Origin of the sequence: Paucisalibacillus algeriensis, assembly GCF_000577245.1 — a bacterium.
GTDB lineage: Bacteria > Bacillota > Bacilli > Bacillales > Amphibacillaceae > Ornithinibacillus.
The window spans coordinates 15,705-32,489 of the sequence record NZ_CBYO010000005.1 but is presented as its reverse complement, the minus strand read 5'-3'; the positions used below and the strand labels follow the sequence as shown (position 1 = coordinate 32,489).

At 38.7% G+C, this 16,785-nt stretch carries 19 protein-coding genes; 1 reads left to right on the top strand and 18 read right to left on the bottom strand.

All coding sequences use genetic code 11. The features are described 5' to 3' along the window. Positions 1 to 121: 121 nt before the first annotated feature. From TY11_RS02550 to TY11_RS02540, 3 genes are all read right to left on the bottom strand, one after another. Positions 122 to 964, bottom strand: a complete 843-nt coding sequence (locus TY11_RS02550) for a carbohydrate ABC transporter permease (RefSeq protein ID WP_042142544.1) — start codon at positions 962 to 964, stop codon at positions 122 to 124. A gap of 12 nt (positions 965 to 976) precedes the next feature. Further along, positions 977 to 1,870: a carbohydrate ABC transporter permease gene (locus TY11_RS02545; RefSeq protein ID WP_042142542.1), complete on the bottom strand. Its 894-nt coding sequence runs from the start codon at positions 1,868 to 1,870 to the stop codon at positions 977 to 979. 72 nt (positions 1,871 to 1,942) lie between these two features. Next, positions 1,943 to 3,241: an ABC transporter substrate-binding protein gene (locus TY11_RS02540; RefSeq protein WP_042143074.1), complete on the bottom strand. Its 1,299-nt coding sequence runs from the start codon at positions 3,239 to 3,241 to the stop codon at positions 1,943 to 1,945. 479 nt (positions 3,242 to 3,720) lie between these two features. On the opposite strand from TY11_RS02540, the gene TY11_RS02535 reads away from it, so the two are divergent. Beyond that, on the top strand, positions 3,721 to 4,533 hold the full coding sequence (locus tag TY11_RS02535) for an alpha/beta fold hydrolase (protein ID WP_042142540.1): 813 nt from the start codon (positions 3,721 to 3,723) through the stop codon (positions 4,531 to 4,533). Positions 4,534 to 4,584: 51 nt separating this feature from the next. On the opposite strand, the gene TY11_RS20615 is transcribed toward TY11_RS02535, so the two are convergent. The 15 genes from TY11_RS20615 to TY11_RS02465 all read right to left on the bottom strand — a co-directional run bounded on the left by TY11_RS20615 (position 4,585) and on the right by TY11_RS02465 (position 16,754). Then, positions 4,585 to 4,758 carry a hypothetical protein gene (locus TY11_RS20615; RefSeq protein ID WP_197025046.1) on the bottom strand — a complete coding sequence of 58 codons (174 nt, stop codon included), beginning with the start codon at positions 4,756 to 4,758 and terminating at the stop codon, positions 4,585 to 4,587. 115 nt (positions 4,759 to 4,873) lie between these two features. After that, positions 4,874 to 5,371: a YhfM domain-containing protein gene (locus tag TY11_RS02530; protein WP_042142537.1), complete on the bottom strand. Its 498-nt coding sequence runs from the start codon at positions 5,369 to 5,371 to the stop codon at positions 4,874 to 4,876. A gap of 86 nt (positions 5,372 to 5,457) precedes the next feature. After that, entirely contained in the window at positions 5,458 to 5,829 is a 372-nt protein-coding gene (locus TY11_RS02525) for a hypothetical protein (protein WP_042142535.1), read from the bottom strand. 20 nt (positions 5,830 to 5,849) lie between these two features. Then, entirely contained in the window at positions 5,850 to 6,203 is a 354-nt protein-coding gene (locus tag TY11_RS02520; RefSeq protein ID WP_042143072.1) for a VOC family protein, read from the bottom strand. 129 nt (positions 6,204 to 6,332) lie between these two features. Then, positions 6,333 to 6,791, bottom strand: coding sequence for an ASCH domain-containing protein (locus TY11_RS02515; protein ID WP_042142534.1), 459 nt, complete (start codon positions 6,789 to 6,791; stop codon positions 6,333 to 6,335). 17 nt (positions 6,792 to 6,808) lie between these two features. Beyond that, entirely contained in the window at positions 6,809 to 7,384 is a 576-nt protein-coding gene (locus TY11_RS02510; protein WP_052345696.1) for a CPBP family intramembrane glutamic endopeptidase, read from the bottom strand. Between the two features lie 87 nt (positions 7,385 to 7,471). Then, positions 7,472 to 8,023 (bottom strand): ribonuclease FAU-1 family protein, encoded by a 552-nt coding sequence (locus TY11_RS02505; protein ID WP_042142530.1) that lies wholly within the window; start codon positions 8,021 to 8,023, stop codon positions 7,472 to 7,474. Between the two features lie 18 nt (positions 8,024 to 8,041). Then, a complete protein-coding gene (locus tag TY11_RS02500) occupies positions 8,042 to 9,088 on the bottom strand; it encodes a serine hydrolase domain-containing protein (RefSeq protein ID WP_042142528.1) in 1,047 nt (348 codons plus the stop codon). Positions 9,089 to 9,090: 2 nt separating this feature from the next. Beyond that, complete coding sequence (locus tag TY11_RS02495) at positions 9,091 to 10,044, bottom strand: GNAT family N-acetyltransferase (protein WP_042142527.1); 954 nt, start codon at positions 10,042 to 10,044, stop codon at positions 9,091 to 9,093. 54 nt (positions 10,045 to 10,098) lie between these two features. Further along, positions 10,099 to 10,941 carry a MurR/RpiR family transcriptional regulator gene (locus tag TY11_RS02490; RefSeq protein ID WP_081755805.1) on the bottom strand — a complete coding sequence of 281 codons (843 nt, stop codon included), beginning with the start codon at positions 10,939 to 10,941 and terminating at the stop codon, positions 10,099 to 10,101. A gap of 43 nt (positions 10,942 to 10,984) precedes the next feature. Continuing rightward, positions 10,985 to 11,932 carry a GNAT family N-acetyltransferase gene (locus TY11_RS02485; RefSeq protein ID WP_155982649.1) on the bottom strand — a complete coding sequence of 316 codons (948 nt, stop codon included), beginning with the start codon at positions 11,930 to 11,932 and terminating at the stop codon, positions 10,985 to 10,987. A gap of 13 nt (positions 11,933 to 11,945) precedes the next feature. Then, positions 11,946 to 12,857, bottom strand: a complete 912-nt coding sequence (gene murQ, locus TY11_RS02480; protein ID WP_042142522.1) for an N-acetylmuramic acid 6-phosphate etherase — start codon at positions 12,855 to 12,857, stop codon at positions 11,946 to 11,948. Positions 12,858 to 13,138: 281 nt separating this feature from the next. Continuing rightward, entirely contained in the window at positions 13,139 to 14,104 is a 966-nt protein-coding gene (locus tag TY11_RS02475) for a carbohydrate ABC transporter permease (protein ID WP_042142520.1), read from the bottom strand. A gap of 11 nt (positions 14,105 to 14,115) precedes the next feature. Then, positions 14,116 to 15,033: a carbohydrate ABC transporter permease gene (locus TY11_RS02470; RefSeq protein WP_042142518.1), complete on the bottom strand. Its 918-nt coding sequence runs from the start codon at positions 15,031 to 15,033 to the stop codon at positions 14,116 to 14,118. A gap of 362 nt (positions 15,034 to 15,395) precedes the next feature. After that, a complete protein-coding gene (locus TY11_RS02465) occupies positions 15,396 to 16,754 on the bottom strand; it encodes an extracellular solute-binding protein (RefSeq protein WP_042142516.1) in 1,359 nt (452 codons plus the stop codon). Positions 16,755 to 16,785 lie beyond the last annotated feature (31 nt).

Genomic DNA, 16,785 nt, shown 5'->3' with positions numbered 1-16,785 from the left:
TCATAAATCGTCATTCCACCACCTCACCTTTAAGGAAGATGGCCAACCGCCCACCATGCTTATATAATTGCTAAAACTATTATAACATTTACCTCATACAAAAGTGAACAAACATTCTATCTTACCCCTTAATAGCCCCTTCCGTCATTCCCTTAGCAATCCTTCTCTGGAATATCCCATAAAGAATAATCACCGGCACAATCGCAATCACAAGGCTTGCAAACAAAGTCCCCCAAGCATTCGTATACTGCGCTTCATTACTAATATAATCGATTGCTAGAGCCAGCGTATAATTGGTTTTTGTTTGTAGGAAGATGAGTGCCATAAAATACTCATTCCAAAATTGAATACAGTTCATAATTGTCACGGTTATTATGCCTGACATGGAAAGTGGCGTTACGATCTTAAATAAAATTCCATATGGAGAAAGGCCATCAATCGCAGCGGACTCTTCCAATGACTTTGGGATGGTGCTCATAAAGCTAGTCAGGACAAAGATACTAAAAGGTAATTGACTGACTGCATAGACAATAGCTAGACCAAAAATATTATCGAGCAAATTCAAATCGTCCAGTAGGAAAAATAATGGTATCCAACCTAATACCATCGGAATCATCATGGCAGATATATAAATCGTGAATAGTACTTTACTTCCTCGAAAGTTCATTCGTTCAATAGCATAGGCAGTAGGGATTGCTAGGACAAGTGTTAACACGGCACCAAGCAATGTGATAAGCAAACTATTAAACACACTAATATCAATATTGTAATTCGTCCAAGCCTGACCAAAGTTAGCAAAATTAAATGTTTCTGGCATTCCCCAAGGATTACGATAGATCTCTGCATTAGATTTAAACGACCCAAGAAACATCCAAAAGATTGGATACAGAACAGCAATGGTCCACAGTATTAGCGGTATTCGAATACCCGTCCTACCCAATATTTGTCCAACACTACGCTTCATGTCCACCCCTCCTTAGTACTCTACTTTTTCTCGTCTCATTAGAAACTGTATGAATAGTACGGTTATCAAAGACAACACCAAAATCATTACGCCAATGGTGGCTCCATAACCGAAATTATATTGTTTAAAGGCTTGCTGATATAGGTAAGAACCCATGACATGTGTGGAATTATTCGGTCCTCCGCCCGTCATAACTTGGACAAGGATGAATGATCCATTTAATGTGGTAATGACAATATACAAGATAGAAACTTTCACCTGTGGCCACACTAGTGGTAAGGTAATTTTCCAAAACTGCTGCCATTCCGAAGCTCCATCAATTCTCGCTGCTTCATAATAACTTTTCGAGATATTAGCAATCCCGCCCATTAACATTAACATAAACAGTCCTATACCAGCCCATACTGCTGGTAGAACAATACTCGGTAGGGCCCACTTTTCATCTCCAAGCCAAGGCTTTGCCCAACCTTCCAAACCTAAAAACTCTAACCCTGAATTTACTAATCCTAAACTTGGGTTATAAATGAACGTCCATAAAATACCGATGACCACAACTGACATTATATTTGGAAAAAAGAACACAATTCGATAGAACGGTGCTTCTTTAATTTTCAATTGGGTAAGTGCAACTGCAAAGAACATGGCTAGTACCATTATTCCCAATATTTTTGTCACTACTAGAAAGTAGTCATGCATAATCGTATCGGGGATGATGGCATCCTTAAACAACTTGATATAATTTGCAAAACCTATAAATTCCTTATTACTAGACGATCCAGACCAATCAAAAAACGAATAATATAGTCCACTAAACAATGGATACAACGTAAAAATAGAAAACAATATAAAAGTAGGAACTAAGCAGAAAGCCAAAAACATATATTTTTGCTTTTTAGACTGTACCATCCAATCACTCATTTCCTTTTGGGGGACAGTCCCTCAGCACTTTAAAGCGCTGAGGGACTGTCCCCTTCATTCTTATTCTAGTCCTGTGCGGTATTCTTCAGCTGCTTTTTCTGCTTCTGCTACGAATTCTTCTGCTGTCATGTTACCTAGCATTAACGAGATTAAGGCATTGCCAATTGGCGTTTCCAAGTCGGCACTCATTGGGTGTGGTTTTTCATAGATTTGGACTAGGTCAGGATCATTAATCATCGCATTTGCTTCCATTAAGTATTCTGGAACATTTTCATTCTGTGTTAAGTCGACACCATTTAAATTCATGATTGCACCTGTATGTTCGGAGAATGAACTAGCATATTCTCTTGTGAAAACAAACTCTACAAATGCTTTCGCTGCATCTGGATTTTCCGCTTCCTGAGCAATAGCTAACGGACGTAGATCCGGGACAATTGCATATTTTTCATCTGCAGCATTCATTGGTGATGGAATAAATCCAAAATCAAATCCCTCTGGAATATCATTTTTCATCTCATTTGGTAACCAGAATCCAACTGGTATGAAAGTATTCTCATGAAGTAAGAAGTTCATTTGCGACTGAGTATGGTTTAATGCACCTAGACCAGAATCAAACATCCCTTCCTCTACCATTGTTTCAACACGTTTCATAATCTCTAAGACTTGCTCACTAGACCATGCGCCTTCTTTCCCGGTAATCACATCGGCAAGTAACTCTTCCCCACCAGCTGCTGCAAATGCAGGATAAAGCATTCCGCGTAGGAAGTAATATGGATGTTGACCAGATGTCACAAACGGATCAATTCCTTCACCTGCTTTAATTTCACTCATCGATTCCATAAACTCATCAAAATTTGTTGGTACTGTGTATCCACTTTCTTCAAATAATGCTTTGTCATACCATGTTCCCCACGTATCAAATACAAGTGGTAAGGAATAAATTTTCCCGTCATAGTCAGCTGGTTTTACAATAAAACTATCTGCCAGTTTATCGCCACCTTCAAGTTCAATACCAGCCACCCATTCTGTCAAATCCAATAGCTGACCATCTTCAACCATTTGTGTTTCACTAGATCCTGCACCATCAATGTACACTACATCAGGTGGATCATTGGATACCCATCTGGAACGCATTTCTTCATTGATATTTGGTCCTGCATGTTCGATAATATTGACATCTGGATAGGCTTCTTGAAAATCAGCGATTACTTCCTTCCACCAGGAATCCCCATAACCACCAACAAAATATTGAATTTCCAAATCCCCGGCTATTTCGCCATCTTTTCCAACATTTGAACTAGAGTCCGTATCATCTGAACAAGCTACCACAAATGTAATTAGGAATGTAATCATCAACATGAACCATAAACGCTTCTTGACCTCCACAAACTAACCCCCTTTATTTTTACATACTTACAAAATCCAGGTGAAAAGCATTAGTATATTCCACCCTTCTTTCTCCTAAAAATATATGTACAACTTTCAAATACATGCTAGAAAAAAATTCCTTCTTCCAATCCTCTCTTGGTGGATCTTGGTTTCTTGGGAGTTAGGGGAGGATAGGGGCTTTATTCTTCATTTCATGCTAGATTCTGCTTTTCAAATGATGCGTATGGTTCTCTTCTTCTTCACTTCGACACCAGGTCCACTCCGAAATGATGTACAAGAAACTCTCAATCTTCATTTCGCCTCCAAATCCATCACCAAATGACCCAAGAGACTCTATCAATCTTCACTTCAACACAAAACCCACATCAAAATGATCAATAACCGGGGCAACTTGTTCTATTATGCCTACTAGGAAAATATATTTTAACTAATAGAGAGGGGGAGTCTTTATGTCTGGTAAATATATTGAAGTAGATTCAGGTGTAGAGCTTTATGTTCAGGATGTTGGGGAAGGGGATCCAATTGTATTTATACCAGGGTTTACGTTTACGACCGAGGTGTTTGAGAAACAAGTGGAGTACTTTTCCAAAACGAATAGAGTAATTGTTATCGACCCAAGAAGTCACGGAAGGTCTACGATAACGGTACATGGCAATGATTATGTTACACATGGTTCAGATTTAGCCAGTGTAATGCAGCAACTAGAAGTAAAAGATGCTACACTTGTGGGATGGTCCTTTGGCTGTCTGACTGCTTGGGAATACTTCAAGGAATATGGTACAGAGGGTATTAAATCAATGGTATTTGTGGATATGCCGCCGAAGTCACTTTCCGTTGTTCCAGAAGATTGGGTTGAAGGGGCACTGGATGATATTGCTGCTATATACAATAACTCTCTTAGAACTCCACAAGGGCAGCGTGAGTTTATAAAAGCCTACATAACTGGAGTGATGGTTCAGCGGGATATGAGTGAGGATGAGTTGACTTGGCTGGTTGAACAGTCTATGAAAACACCATGTTACATTGCTGGTAACCTATTTGCATCGGGAATGTTTGCGGACTACCGGAAAGAGGCCAAGCAAGCGTATGAAACACTTCCAACATTAACGGTTGTTGCGGAGCATTGGGCAGAAACTGCCGTTGAATTCACAAAATTTCTATCCCTAGACACTAAAATTGAAGTTCTTGGTGGACATATGATGTTTTGGGAACATGCAGAAAAGTTTAATAGAATACTAGAGGACTTTATTAAATCTAACTAATCAAAAAGAGTGCCATTTCCCGCCCTATTCAAGAGCAGAAATGGCACTTTCCTATTTATTATTTATTTCCTCCAAAAGCTCAATGATTTTCTGATTTTGTTGAACTTGTACTTCACTATTTGCCTTAATTCCATGAATCCATACCAGAAGAAAAACAGTAACCGCAATAGGAATAATTAAACCAATTAAAGAAAAAAACAAACCAAAAAGTCCAAAAGCCTCCATCTATTCTTCACCCCTTACTTTTATTAAGTACTATTGATTAGTAGGTGTCCCAATATCTCGAACAAAATTTTGCTCCTTTAGATATTTATTTCTCAAATCAAATCCTTCCCCTACCTTACCTAGCTCTTCGTTTTCTTCCCACAACATCAAACAACATTGGAATAACAATCAGTACTGGAATTAGCATAACCAAATAGTAGAAATTAAAATGTTTAATCCCACTAGCATCCAATTCTGTAATAACCTGATTCAACTTTTCCGTATCTGAAGAAGATAACTCCACATAATCTGAAGTAGAATTTTCAAATAGGAAAGATGAATCCGGATCAATCCATAATGAATATCTCATAGCTTCCCCATCGTCCAAAACAAACTCGAGTTGATAATCACTTCGAGGCATATCCACCATCCCGACTTGACTTCTTACTTTATTAACCACCTTAACTAATACCCTAATCTCCTCCGCATGCTCGTTATCCGTAAACTTGAAAATTCTGTTCTCATCTTGATATAAATTAGCTTCACGAACACTTCCATAATCCACATTATTACATGCACTTAAAAGTGCAAACATCAATATTATCCCAAATACTAACATTACTCTTTTCATCATTTCCTACCCACCGTTTATTCGACCTCAAACACAATCGTAAAGGAGCCTTCCCCTTCTTTCCACTCGGCAAAGACTTCATATATGTACTAACCTGCTTGATCTGGAACTGTAAATTGATTTCCTTGGCTAGGAATTTCTTTTTCCAACTCTTCTTCATTCCAAAGATTCACAGTTAAAATTGGGTTCCCCGTCGTGTCGATTGTAATTTCACTTTTCCCTTTCACATAAACAGGTTCCATTTCTGCGGCTAGTTGATTGGGTGAAGGAGCATCCGTAACAGAGGTAACTGAGGTAAATGGCCCTTTTTTTGTCCAACTATAGCTACCCATCTTAATACTATACTGTGTTTCTTCTACCTCCAAAGGTACAGGTGGTGGACTACCCGCTCCCTCTTGTTCCTGGGTGTGGCTACATCCGACTAACAAAAAGAACATGAAGATGATGAAACCTCTTCTCATCAGAAGTCCTCCTCCATGCTTTATTTCGATTGGACAAGTCCAAAGCCAACACCTGTTGGGTCTACTAAATAAGCAAGATAGAATTCATCAAACTCCATCTTCTCCCTCACGACAAGTGCACCATTTTCGACAGCTTTTACGATAGTCTCATCAATGGAATCCACTTCGATTTGAATGCGGGTACCATGTGGGTAATCATGTGGGCCTTTACTAATTCCACCTTGAAGACTACTTCCATTCGTATCTTCTCCTGTAGACACGGCCCAATAATCCCATTTTGGCTCTGCAATTTTCCAGCCGAATACCTTTTCGTAGAATACTACAGCTTTTTCCGGCTCTTGACTACTAATCTCAAATCCAACTATTTTTGCCATATCAAATACTCCCATCTACTTCCTTTTAATTCCATCCTATCATAAATCGCATGAAGTATTTAGACTATTTTGAATGGGAATAAAAAAGCTAAGTACATTATGAAAACTCAGCTCTTCTTAGTAATAACATTATTTTTTATATACTACCCTAAACTCCTCACAAACAATAAGGAGTTTATCATGAAACTCTTCATCTGTTCCTTCTAACTCTTTTTTGAAGAACCATTCATGAACTTCTCGCCAATATCGTAATGAACGGTCCCCTTCTCCTTCTAAATAAGCAAATTCCTCTGTCACCTCATCAAATGGCACGATGTCGATAGATGTTGTTTCGATAATGGCTACTGCTTCTCCATCACCGTTAAGGATAATGCTTAAATCACCGACTTGTGGTACTGGTTCGTTATCTCCACCAAAATAGTTATAATTTGATGCAGTCGCTGTTTTAGTTCCTTCAAGGACTAGTCCAAGTAGTTTATCAGCTAATTCTTTGGAATTACCAAACGCCCACGCTTCATACTTATCCGGAGCATTCGGATTAGTTTTTTTATACGCTTCCCAGATTTCTAGAACTGATTCTTTGTTCAATTAATACACCTAGCTTTCTATATGAAAATGGATACACCAAGATTGTAAACGGAATGAATGATAATGACAGACCATAAGGAGTTCGATTTTTTATAAATAACACCAAATATAAAACCTATAATAAAGACCTGGATGAATGTGAAGAGGATTCCAGGACTTTCAAACAACCCATGCCGGAACCAGATTGGAAAATGAATCGTTAAGAATAGTAATGCTGTTATGGAATTCGCCTTCCAAAAAGTGAACTGTTGCAAGAGTTTTCTCAAGATGAAGCCACGAAAAACGATTTCTTCAGTAATACCTACTAGAATGACCATATTTAGCCATGTATGAAGCCCTAAGTCAAAATTTAAATCGGTTTGTAAGAATAATAGATTTGCCATTATAAAATAAATGACCAATGCAATCGAAACCCAAGCTCCCCAGCCAAACCCCTTTCGTAAGTTCTTCCTTAATCCTAAGAAGTGTAATGGGTCCTTCTTTTCAACTAGTTTAACTAGTATAATTACAGGCACAACCCACAAGAGTAATTTAATCACCGCTCCAACAATTGCAGCGACAGTAGGGTCCATTGCATTTATATAATCTACCAACCAGAGCTCACGTATAGTCCATACCAGATAAAAGAGGATAAAATACACCCAAAGATAATATTTATATGAAAGTATCTTGATCACCCCTTAAACAGAACTTTCCAATGTCGGTTCTAGCATTTTCTTATGTAAATCAGCTATATCAAACAGTTCGAATATGCCTTCCTTTATTTCTTTCAACAAACGCTCGGCTTCTGCCCAAGCTAAATCATATATCTCTTGATTGATGACATTTGTCGCAAGAGCTTCTTCCAACTCATCTTCGTCCAATAGGTACACTTCTCCTGTAGGAAGCGCAACAATATCCAGAAACAAATCATCTATAGTTGGGATTCCTTTATCAGTCCCATATTCATGACAAATATCAATGTACCACTGTACGATATTTCCTTCCCAATCGAATGTGGTGGTTACCATATGATTCTTACCAAAAGGAAATTGCTGAAGCCACATGTAACCATCATCTACTAAACATAACTCTCTATTTTCATATGTGATCCAGAGGGGTTCCCTTACTTTAACCATATCGATTAAGGTAATATACCCCTTAAACGATTCAGCATCTAAAAAAGACTGAGCATATCGTCTCTTCGTAATCCGCTGCCAATCATGACGGTTCCCATACTTACGCTTCAGCAAGCCATCTCTTCCTTTCTATCAAAAGTTTGAACGAATAATATTATGCAGTCTCGGACGTAATCTTAGTATAGGAGGTTTTCTACCAAAATGCACTCTGTTCGTTAATAGAATCACGTGTAAATCTACCTCAGGATCAAACCAGATACTAGTACCAGTAAAACCTGTGTGACCATAGGAGCTCTCCGAGAAATAATCACCGCATGAGGAATATGTCGGACTCTTTAATATCCAACCAAGTCCACGATGTTCCGCATCAAATCCGGTATAGTTTTTTCGAGATAGATGGAGGGCTATCTCTGATAAGATACGCTTTCCATTGTATACACCATTATTCTCAATCATTTGGGTAAACTTCGCAAGATCACCAACCGTAGAAAACAGCCCAGCATGACCACTAATACCACCCATAGACTCTGTATTCTCGTCATGAACAATACCAGATTTATAGACTTTAAGTGTTTCGCTAAACTCTGTGACAGCATAACGTTCCTGTTCAAAGCTCGGATTAAACCCGGTCTCATGCATTTCTAGCGGGCCAAAAATCTCACGCCCTACAAATTCAGCAAACTTCTCACCTGTTATGGTCTCTACAATTTTGTATAGTGTAATTAATCCTAGGTCACTGTATACCACTTTCTCCCCAGTTGGATAGACAAGTTCTTGGTTATATATACGATTCAAAATCTCTTCGGTATTCAAATTTTCTTTAAAATATTCTATATGTGATGGTAAACCAGAAGTATGCGTTAATAAATGCCTTAATGTAAGATCTTCTTTTCCTTGTTGACCAAATTCTGGTAGGAAAAATGATACGCGATCATCCAATCTGATTTCTCCAGAATCCATCAGTTTTAACAATACTGGTAAAGTTGCCACCACCTTAGTTAGAGAAGCAAGGTCAAAAACAGTATCCAGCTTCATCGGGGCTTCTTCTGGAAATACGATTCGATTTCCAACCGCTTCTTGCAAAATCACATTCCCTTTATGTGAAACATGTACAACCGCACCTGGAATATGGTTCAATTCTACTTCCCTTTGTAAAAAATCGATTACTTTTTCACGCATGATTATATCTCCTTTTGATAGCCTTCATAGCTTTTCCAAACGTCATAGCCTAATTTACTGTAAAAATCAATTAGTCCCGTCCAATCAATTACGATCTGGTCAATTCCTCTTTCCCTGAGAAAGGCAATACCAGCTTGTACAACCGCAAGACCGTAGCCTTTTTTCCGCTTCTCAGCATCGACACCAAGCGGGCCTACACCACCAAGTTTACCATCAAATAGTGGAGCCCAGTTTATATTCCCCATTATAATTGGAGAAGCTGCGTCATTTATCCTACAAAATCCAACAATTTCATCCTTCTCTTTTAACACAACAAATTCGCGACCAGTTCCACCTTTTTGAAAATAATGTACTGCCTCATGCTCCCATCGTCCAGGGAAGCAGCGATGAAGAAAACCTAGGAATCCTTCCTTCTCTGATTCTTGTAATATACTAAACTCAGCATCTGGTTTACTTGGCCAAAAAATTTCCTCGTTAGGATCATAGGAACGTGTCATATCTACATTGGATTGGTCATGTTGATATCCTCTTTTCTCAAACCATGCTCTTGTGTGCTGATTCTCTTTTGGTATTCCTGGAAGATAGTGATACATGTCTCTACCTAAATAGATAAGATTTAACCCCCTCTGTTTAATAATTGCTTCAGCATGTTTAAGAAGTTCCGACCCAATGCCTTGGTTACGATAAGCGGAATCTACTAGAATAGCTTGAATCCAGCCAATATCATCGCGCATTTTCACCACTGTTTTTTCTTTGAAAAACTTAACGATAACAAAGCCAATTACCTCGTCATGATCATTAACAACGATACGCGACCCTTCATAGGAGATATTTTTATCTAAAAAACTATTTTGTTTAAAGAGTTCTGTTCGCATTGGAAAACTAACGTGCAATTCCTTATTCCACAAAGCTACCAATTCATTCAACCGTTCAATATGCCAAGGCATATACCGCATGACTTTTCCTCCTTAAGTAAAATAAGCCAACCCATATGGAGTTAGCCTATTTTCTTACTTTTTCTTGCCGTTCTGAGTAATAAAGTTAATTGCGTCTCTAGTGACATCGATATACTCCACTGTTTCATCATATTTCAATGTTGCTACACGCATGAACAGAATATCAATAACTTGCAACTGTCCGATACGCGATGAAGTAGCACCACTTCTAAACGTCGGCTCTCTTGTAGCAGATGTATATAGCCTAATATCAGCTTGCTCAGTCACTTTCGAGCTACCATATCGTGTTAGACTAATTGTCTTCATATTCTTCTGTTTTGCTAATTCAAGTACTTTTGCAACTTCATTTGTTTCACCGGAAAACGAAATCCCAACCACAACATCATCTTCATCCCCATTAGCGACAAGTGTTGCTGCCATATGGATATCCGAAAACGCATGCACAGTTTTGTTGATTCGTAAAAACTTCTGTTGTGCATCTTTGGCAATAATTCCTGATGCACCAACACCAATAAAATGAATCTTTTTTGCATGCAATAACAATTGTACAGCCTTTTCCAATTCATCTATCTGTAGAAGTTCAGCTGTCTCTTTAATAGTTTGAATACTATTCGTTGTCATTTTCTCGATAATGGATTGTAATCCTTCATCTGGTCTAATATCACGGAAACCTTCATTCGTAGTTTTTTGTAAATCCCCTGCTATTCGGAACTTTAAATCCTGAAATCCCTTTAAGTCTAGAGATTTACAAAGTCGAATGACCGCAGCCCCACTCGTATCGCTTCTTCTTCCTAATTCTTGCGCTGTTAGCTTTATAGCTTCCTCCGGCTGTTCAATGATGAAAGCTGCAATTTTTTTCTCTGAGGGAGGTAACGAGGGTAACATTTCCGTTAGCATCGTTAAACCTCCTGTCATGTAGGACATGAGATCATCTCTTTTCCTATATATCCTTTTTCATTACATGGAATTTTCGTGTAATATGGAATCCAGTTTTTAAATACAAATGTCCAGCAGCACTCTTCTCACCAGTCCATAAAAACCAAGCGTTATGAAGTCCCTCTGCCTTCATCTGGAATAAACACTCATGAAGTAAAAGCTTTCCAAGTCCTTTACCTTGTTGATTTGGGTCCACACCAAATGGACCAAACCGCTCTGGTATCCCTTCATATCCACCATATAAACAAAATCCTACCAATTCTTCCTGGTGTCTGGCAATTAAAACCCTTTCCGTTGGTAAGACTTGAAGTAGTCCCTCCCGTATTGCTCTTCCCCAGTCTGGGTTGAATACGTTATTAGCAAATTGGATAACTTCGTATAAATCCTTATCTTTTGCAATAGAAATACTATATCCTTCTGCCTCTCGCTTCTTTTTCAACTCAAGAATATCAACCGTAAGCTGAAAATCTAACAAATTACGGTCCATTGCAACTGGTGAATACAACTTTTGGTAACCAAGACGAAGTAAAAATTTATATGCTTCTGGGTATGTCTCTTCATCCAAGCCAGGTAAAATATAGTTTGGCGCATAAGAGGCAAAGAATATACTTTTTCGGTTATTTTCTTTGAAGAATTCATCCACTTGATTCATTAGTTCAGAACCAATACCTCTGTGGTAGTATTCTGGGTCAACGAAAAAGAAAGTAATCCAACCATTTTCTTCTTCTAATTCTGTTCCAATCATCGGTAGAAGTCGACGTAAACCGTATACAACTCCTACTAATTTTCCCTTATCAAATGCTAAGCAAAGTCCTCTTGGATCAAAGTTAGCGTCTAGTAAAACTAAATTTCGAAATCTATATGGTGTAATTGGGTCTCGTTGTAGACTCTTGTTCCATAGGTTGACGATCTGAACCTCATCCCCAGATTGATAGCTTCGATATGTTATCATGTGGAATCCCCCTTCAGTTGCCAGTTCTTGCGATTTCGATTGCTTTTCGAACAAAACCATTTGCATGGTGGATGGCATTCTTTGCTTTTTCTAATTTTACATTCGCCTTAATCATTACGATTGCCGGCTTAACTTCATAATTCGACTGCTCTAAAGTTTCCTTTGCTTTCTCATACGAAACATTTGTAATCGTTGATACAATATTAATTGCTCGTTCTTTTAATTTATGATTGCTTACTTTCACATCCACCATAAGGTTTTCATAAACCTTACCTATCTTAATCATGGTAGTCGTGGTCAACATATTAAGAATAAGCTTATGTGCAGTGGCTGCTTTCATTCTAGTAGAACCAGTAATCACTTCTGGACCAGTAACCACCTCAATATTCACTTCCGCAAATTGACTGATAATAGCATTTCGATTGCTTGTTAGACTAACAGTTGCAGCTCCAACTTTTTGTGCATATTTTAAAGCGCCAACTACAAAAGGAGTACGACCACTTGCAGCAATCCCAACTACCACATCAATTTCGGTTAACCCTCTTTCTTCTAGGTCATTGGCACCTAATTCTTCACTATCTTCTGCACCTTCAACAGCCTTCTCAATTGCCTTCGCTCCACCAGCCATTACAGCCTGAACAAGGTCAGGAGGTGTGCTATAGGTTGGCGGACATTCTACCGCATCAAGGATCCCAAGTCTTCCACTAGTACCAGCACCAACATAAAATAACCTTCCACCATTTTTTAAAGAATGATAGATTTTTTCCACAGCCTGCTCCACTTGCGGTAAAACTTGCTGAACAGCCAGAGCCACCTTAAGATCCTCATTATTAATTATCGACAAAATCTCCTCAGTCGACATATTATCAATTGCCATCGAATGCTCATTTCTCATTTCCGTAACCAAAGCTGAAAGTTTATTCATTCGCATACCATCCTATTTTATTTCTTTTGGTTGTTGGGTAAGGGTTGGCTAGTATGGCTTTGGAGTGTGTTTTTTTGATGGTCGCTTGGTGCCTGGATTTCGGGCACATGATGCACTTAATTGGGTGCATCGTCAGCGTTTCCGGGCACATGTAGCACTCAGTTGGGCGCATGGTCCTAATTTTTAGGCACATCAATCACCCCATTGGACGTTAATCCAAATTCTCGGTCCCCCATATTCCACCAACTAAAACAAACTCCTCTATACCAATTCCAATCCCACTACTCCTTCACGCCTCCCAGGGTCAATCCTTTTACAAAGTGACGTTGGAAGATTAAAAATACAATAATCATTGGTATTGCTGCTATTGCTGCACCACTCATCAGTAGTTTGAAATCGGCTAGGTTTGCATCCTGTAAAGTTTTCAAACCAACTGGTAGTGTGTAAAGCTTTGCACTGTTTAAGACGATAATTGGCCATAGGAATGAGTTCCACACGTTCATAAACGTGAAGATTCCTAGTGCTGCAAGACCTGGTCTTGCTAGTGGAAGGACAATTTTCCAATACGTTTTCCATTCACTTGCTCCGTCAATTTTTGCGGCTTCAATTAATTCATCGGGAATGGAAAGCATAAATTGCCGCATGAGGAATACCCCAAATACCATGGATAGATCTGGTAAGATAAGTGCCCAGTGTGTGTCCATTAATCCCAGGTCACGAATCATAATAAACATTGGAACAAGTGTTACTTGTGATGGAATCATCATCGTAGAGATAATTAACCAGAAGATGAGATTTCGTCCTGGAAATCGCTTTTTGGCGAGAACATAGCCGGCCATCGAATCTAGTAATAGTATTCCAATGGTAACAACAATTCCGATATAGAGACTGTTAAAAAACCACATGCCCATTTGATTTTTCTGGAACAAGCTTTTAAATCCAGAGAATGTATCGCTAACAATCGTACTCATTACCTCACGATGATATGCTTCTTGTTCGGCATCACCAGCCTTTTCAGCATCTCTTGCTTTTCCCCAATGCTCCAAGTATTCCGAAATCCCAATCGGATACATTTTTGGTGGGTTGGCATTTACATAGGAGGTTGGGCGCTCCAACTCTTCATCCTGAAAACTTTTAAGCTGTAAGGATGTACTAAAGACCCAATAAAGTGGTAAAAGGGAAATAACAGCTGCCACTGATAACAACAAGTAAGTAATTAGCTTATTTACTTTAAATCGCTTCTTCATGTATTTCCCTCCTATTTATTCCGATTCAGAACTTTGTATTGTAATACTGATATGATGAAAATAATAACAAATAGTACAACAGATTGTGCTGCAGCTAATCCAAATTCAAAGTCTCTAAAACCAGTTTTGTAGATTAAGTGTACTAATGTTTCAGTTGCATAACCTGGACCTCCACCAGTCATCAGAATAATTTGCGTGAACACTTGGAAGGATCCAATGGTACTTAGAAGTGTTAAATATACTGTTGAAGGTGTTAGCATTGGGATGGTGATTTTAAGCCATTTTTGAAATGCATTTGCACCATCAATCGTAGCCGCTTCATAAAGTGAGTCAGAAATGGAACTCATAGAAGCCATATATAGAATAATTCCAACACCAAATGGAATTAACATTTGCATAATGATAATTGCCCATAATGCTGAATCCGTCTGTCCGAGCCAGTTTATAGGCTCCATTCCAAACCAACCAATGACATGGTTAAATAAACCAAACTCATAGTTATACATCCAACGCCAAACCATCGCAATGATTACCATGGACGTAACGGTAGGTAAATAGAATGCTGCACGGAAAAAGTTCTGAGCAAACTTTCCTAACGAATGGATTAACGATGCTGCAATTAATGCCGTAATAACGTTAAAAGGTACCGTCACTACGGTATAAATGGTCGTATTAACTAACGCTTCTCTAAATGCTTCACTTTCAAAAACTTTCATATAATTATCAATTCCAGCAAATGTGTTTGATTCTACAATCCGATATTCCTGGAAGGATAATAGAAATGCCCATACAACTGGTATGGCAATAAACAATGTGAATAAAATCAACTTCGGGAGTAAAAAGAGGTATGCCGCATAGTTTTTACGCATTTGTTTTCCTGTTCTTTTTAAACTCTCTCCAGCATTTTTAAATCGAGCTGATAATTGCAAATTTCTCCCTCCCCGCTGTCTTTCTTGGGTATGTAACTATTTGTTACTATTTCAATTTTAAATAAAATTGGTTATCATGTACTTTTTGATTCGCTTTTGCATCTGAAATGTACTTGAGAGAACCTGTCATATACTTTTCATTCGCTTTTCTACTTGAAATGTACTTGAGAGCACCTGTCATGTACTTTTTCATTCGCTTTTCTACTTGAAATGTACTTGAGAGAACCTGTCATGTACTTTTTCATCCGATTTTCCACTTGAAATGTACTTGAAAGTAGCTATTATTATAGCTTCACCCCAACACTGACATTCAATAAAATTCGGTAGACTCCGGACCAACCGAAGTCTACCAGACTACAAAATTATTCTCCTAGTAATGCTTCAACTTCAGGTTTGGCTGTTGCCATAGCTTCTTCAGCTGTTTTCTCACCGTTGAATACTAGTTGTAGTTCACGTTGGATGATTTCGTCGATTTTCTTCCATTCTGGATGACGAGGAAGCATCACAACTTGTTCAGACATTTCTTGTGCACGAGCCATTTCAGGGTTGTCTGCAAATGGATCCATTTCTGCTGCACTAATGCGAGCAGGGAAGATTCCATAAGATTGAGACATCAAGAATTGCTCATCTGTGTCAGAGATAGATTTCATAAACTCAGCAACAACTTCTTTTTTAGCATCGCTGTCTTGCTTGAACATTGTCCAGCCACCTACACCACCAATTGTTACAGGCTCACCCGCGGAACCAGTTGGATAGTTTGCTACCATGAAGTTTGTTGGGTAAGCTGTTTGAGCAGATGAGATTGCCCATGTTGCCCATGGTTCCATTGCTACTGTACGTTGTTCTTCACTTGCCCAAGCTTGGAAAGTACCACCTACATCAGCACCACCCATGGATACAGGAGCTGCTTCATTCTTAAGTTTAATATCAGCTAACGCTTGAATAGCTTCCACTGCTTCAGGTGAATCAAATGTGAATTCAGATAGATCATCACTTAGAGGCTGACCACCATTCATATAGAAGAACGGCCATGCTTCATAATACCCAGGTAGAATATATGTTGAGAAGCCATATACATCGATTTCTCCATCACCATCACGGTCAAATGTTAATTTTTCCGCTGCTTCCACAAACTCATCCCAAGTCCATTCGCCATTTTCAGGTACTGTTGCACCAGCTTCTTCAAATAAATCTAAGTTTAATAGCATAGAGTGAACAGTAATAGAGTTTGGAATACCATACAATTTATCATTATACGTATAAGCATCTAAAGCATTTTCATAGAAATCGCCAAGTTCTTCCTCGGTGAAGAAATCATTTAGTGGTTCTATAACACCTTGGTCGATATGGTCAATACTTACTGCACTTCCGCTGATGTCAACAGGTGCAATATCCGGCCAAGATTGACCTGCAATGTTAACACCTAGTTTGTCAGGCATTTCAGCCCAAGGAACTTGAACTAATTCAATTTCTACTCCTGGGTGGTCTTTTTCAAATTCCTCGATTTTTCCTTCTAACCAGAAGTATTGGTTTCCTTTACCTTCTTCACCAGATGTATCCCCTTCTTGTGCCCAACGAGGACCATCCCAGATAGTGATTTTACCAGTCCATTCACCATCTTCACCTGTTTCACCGTCTGAATTGTCGCCACATGCGCTAAGTACTAGTACAAAGCTGATTGCAAGTAGCATCATGACAAATAACTTCATTTTTCCTTTCATGATTAACTTCCCCCTAACGTTTTTTGAGATA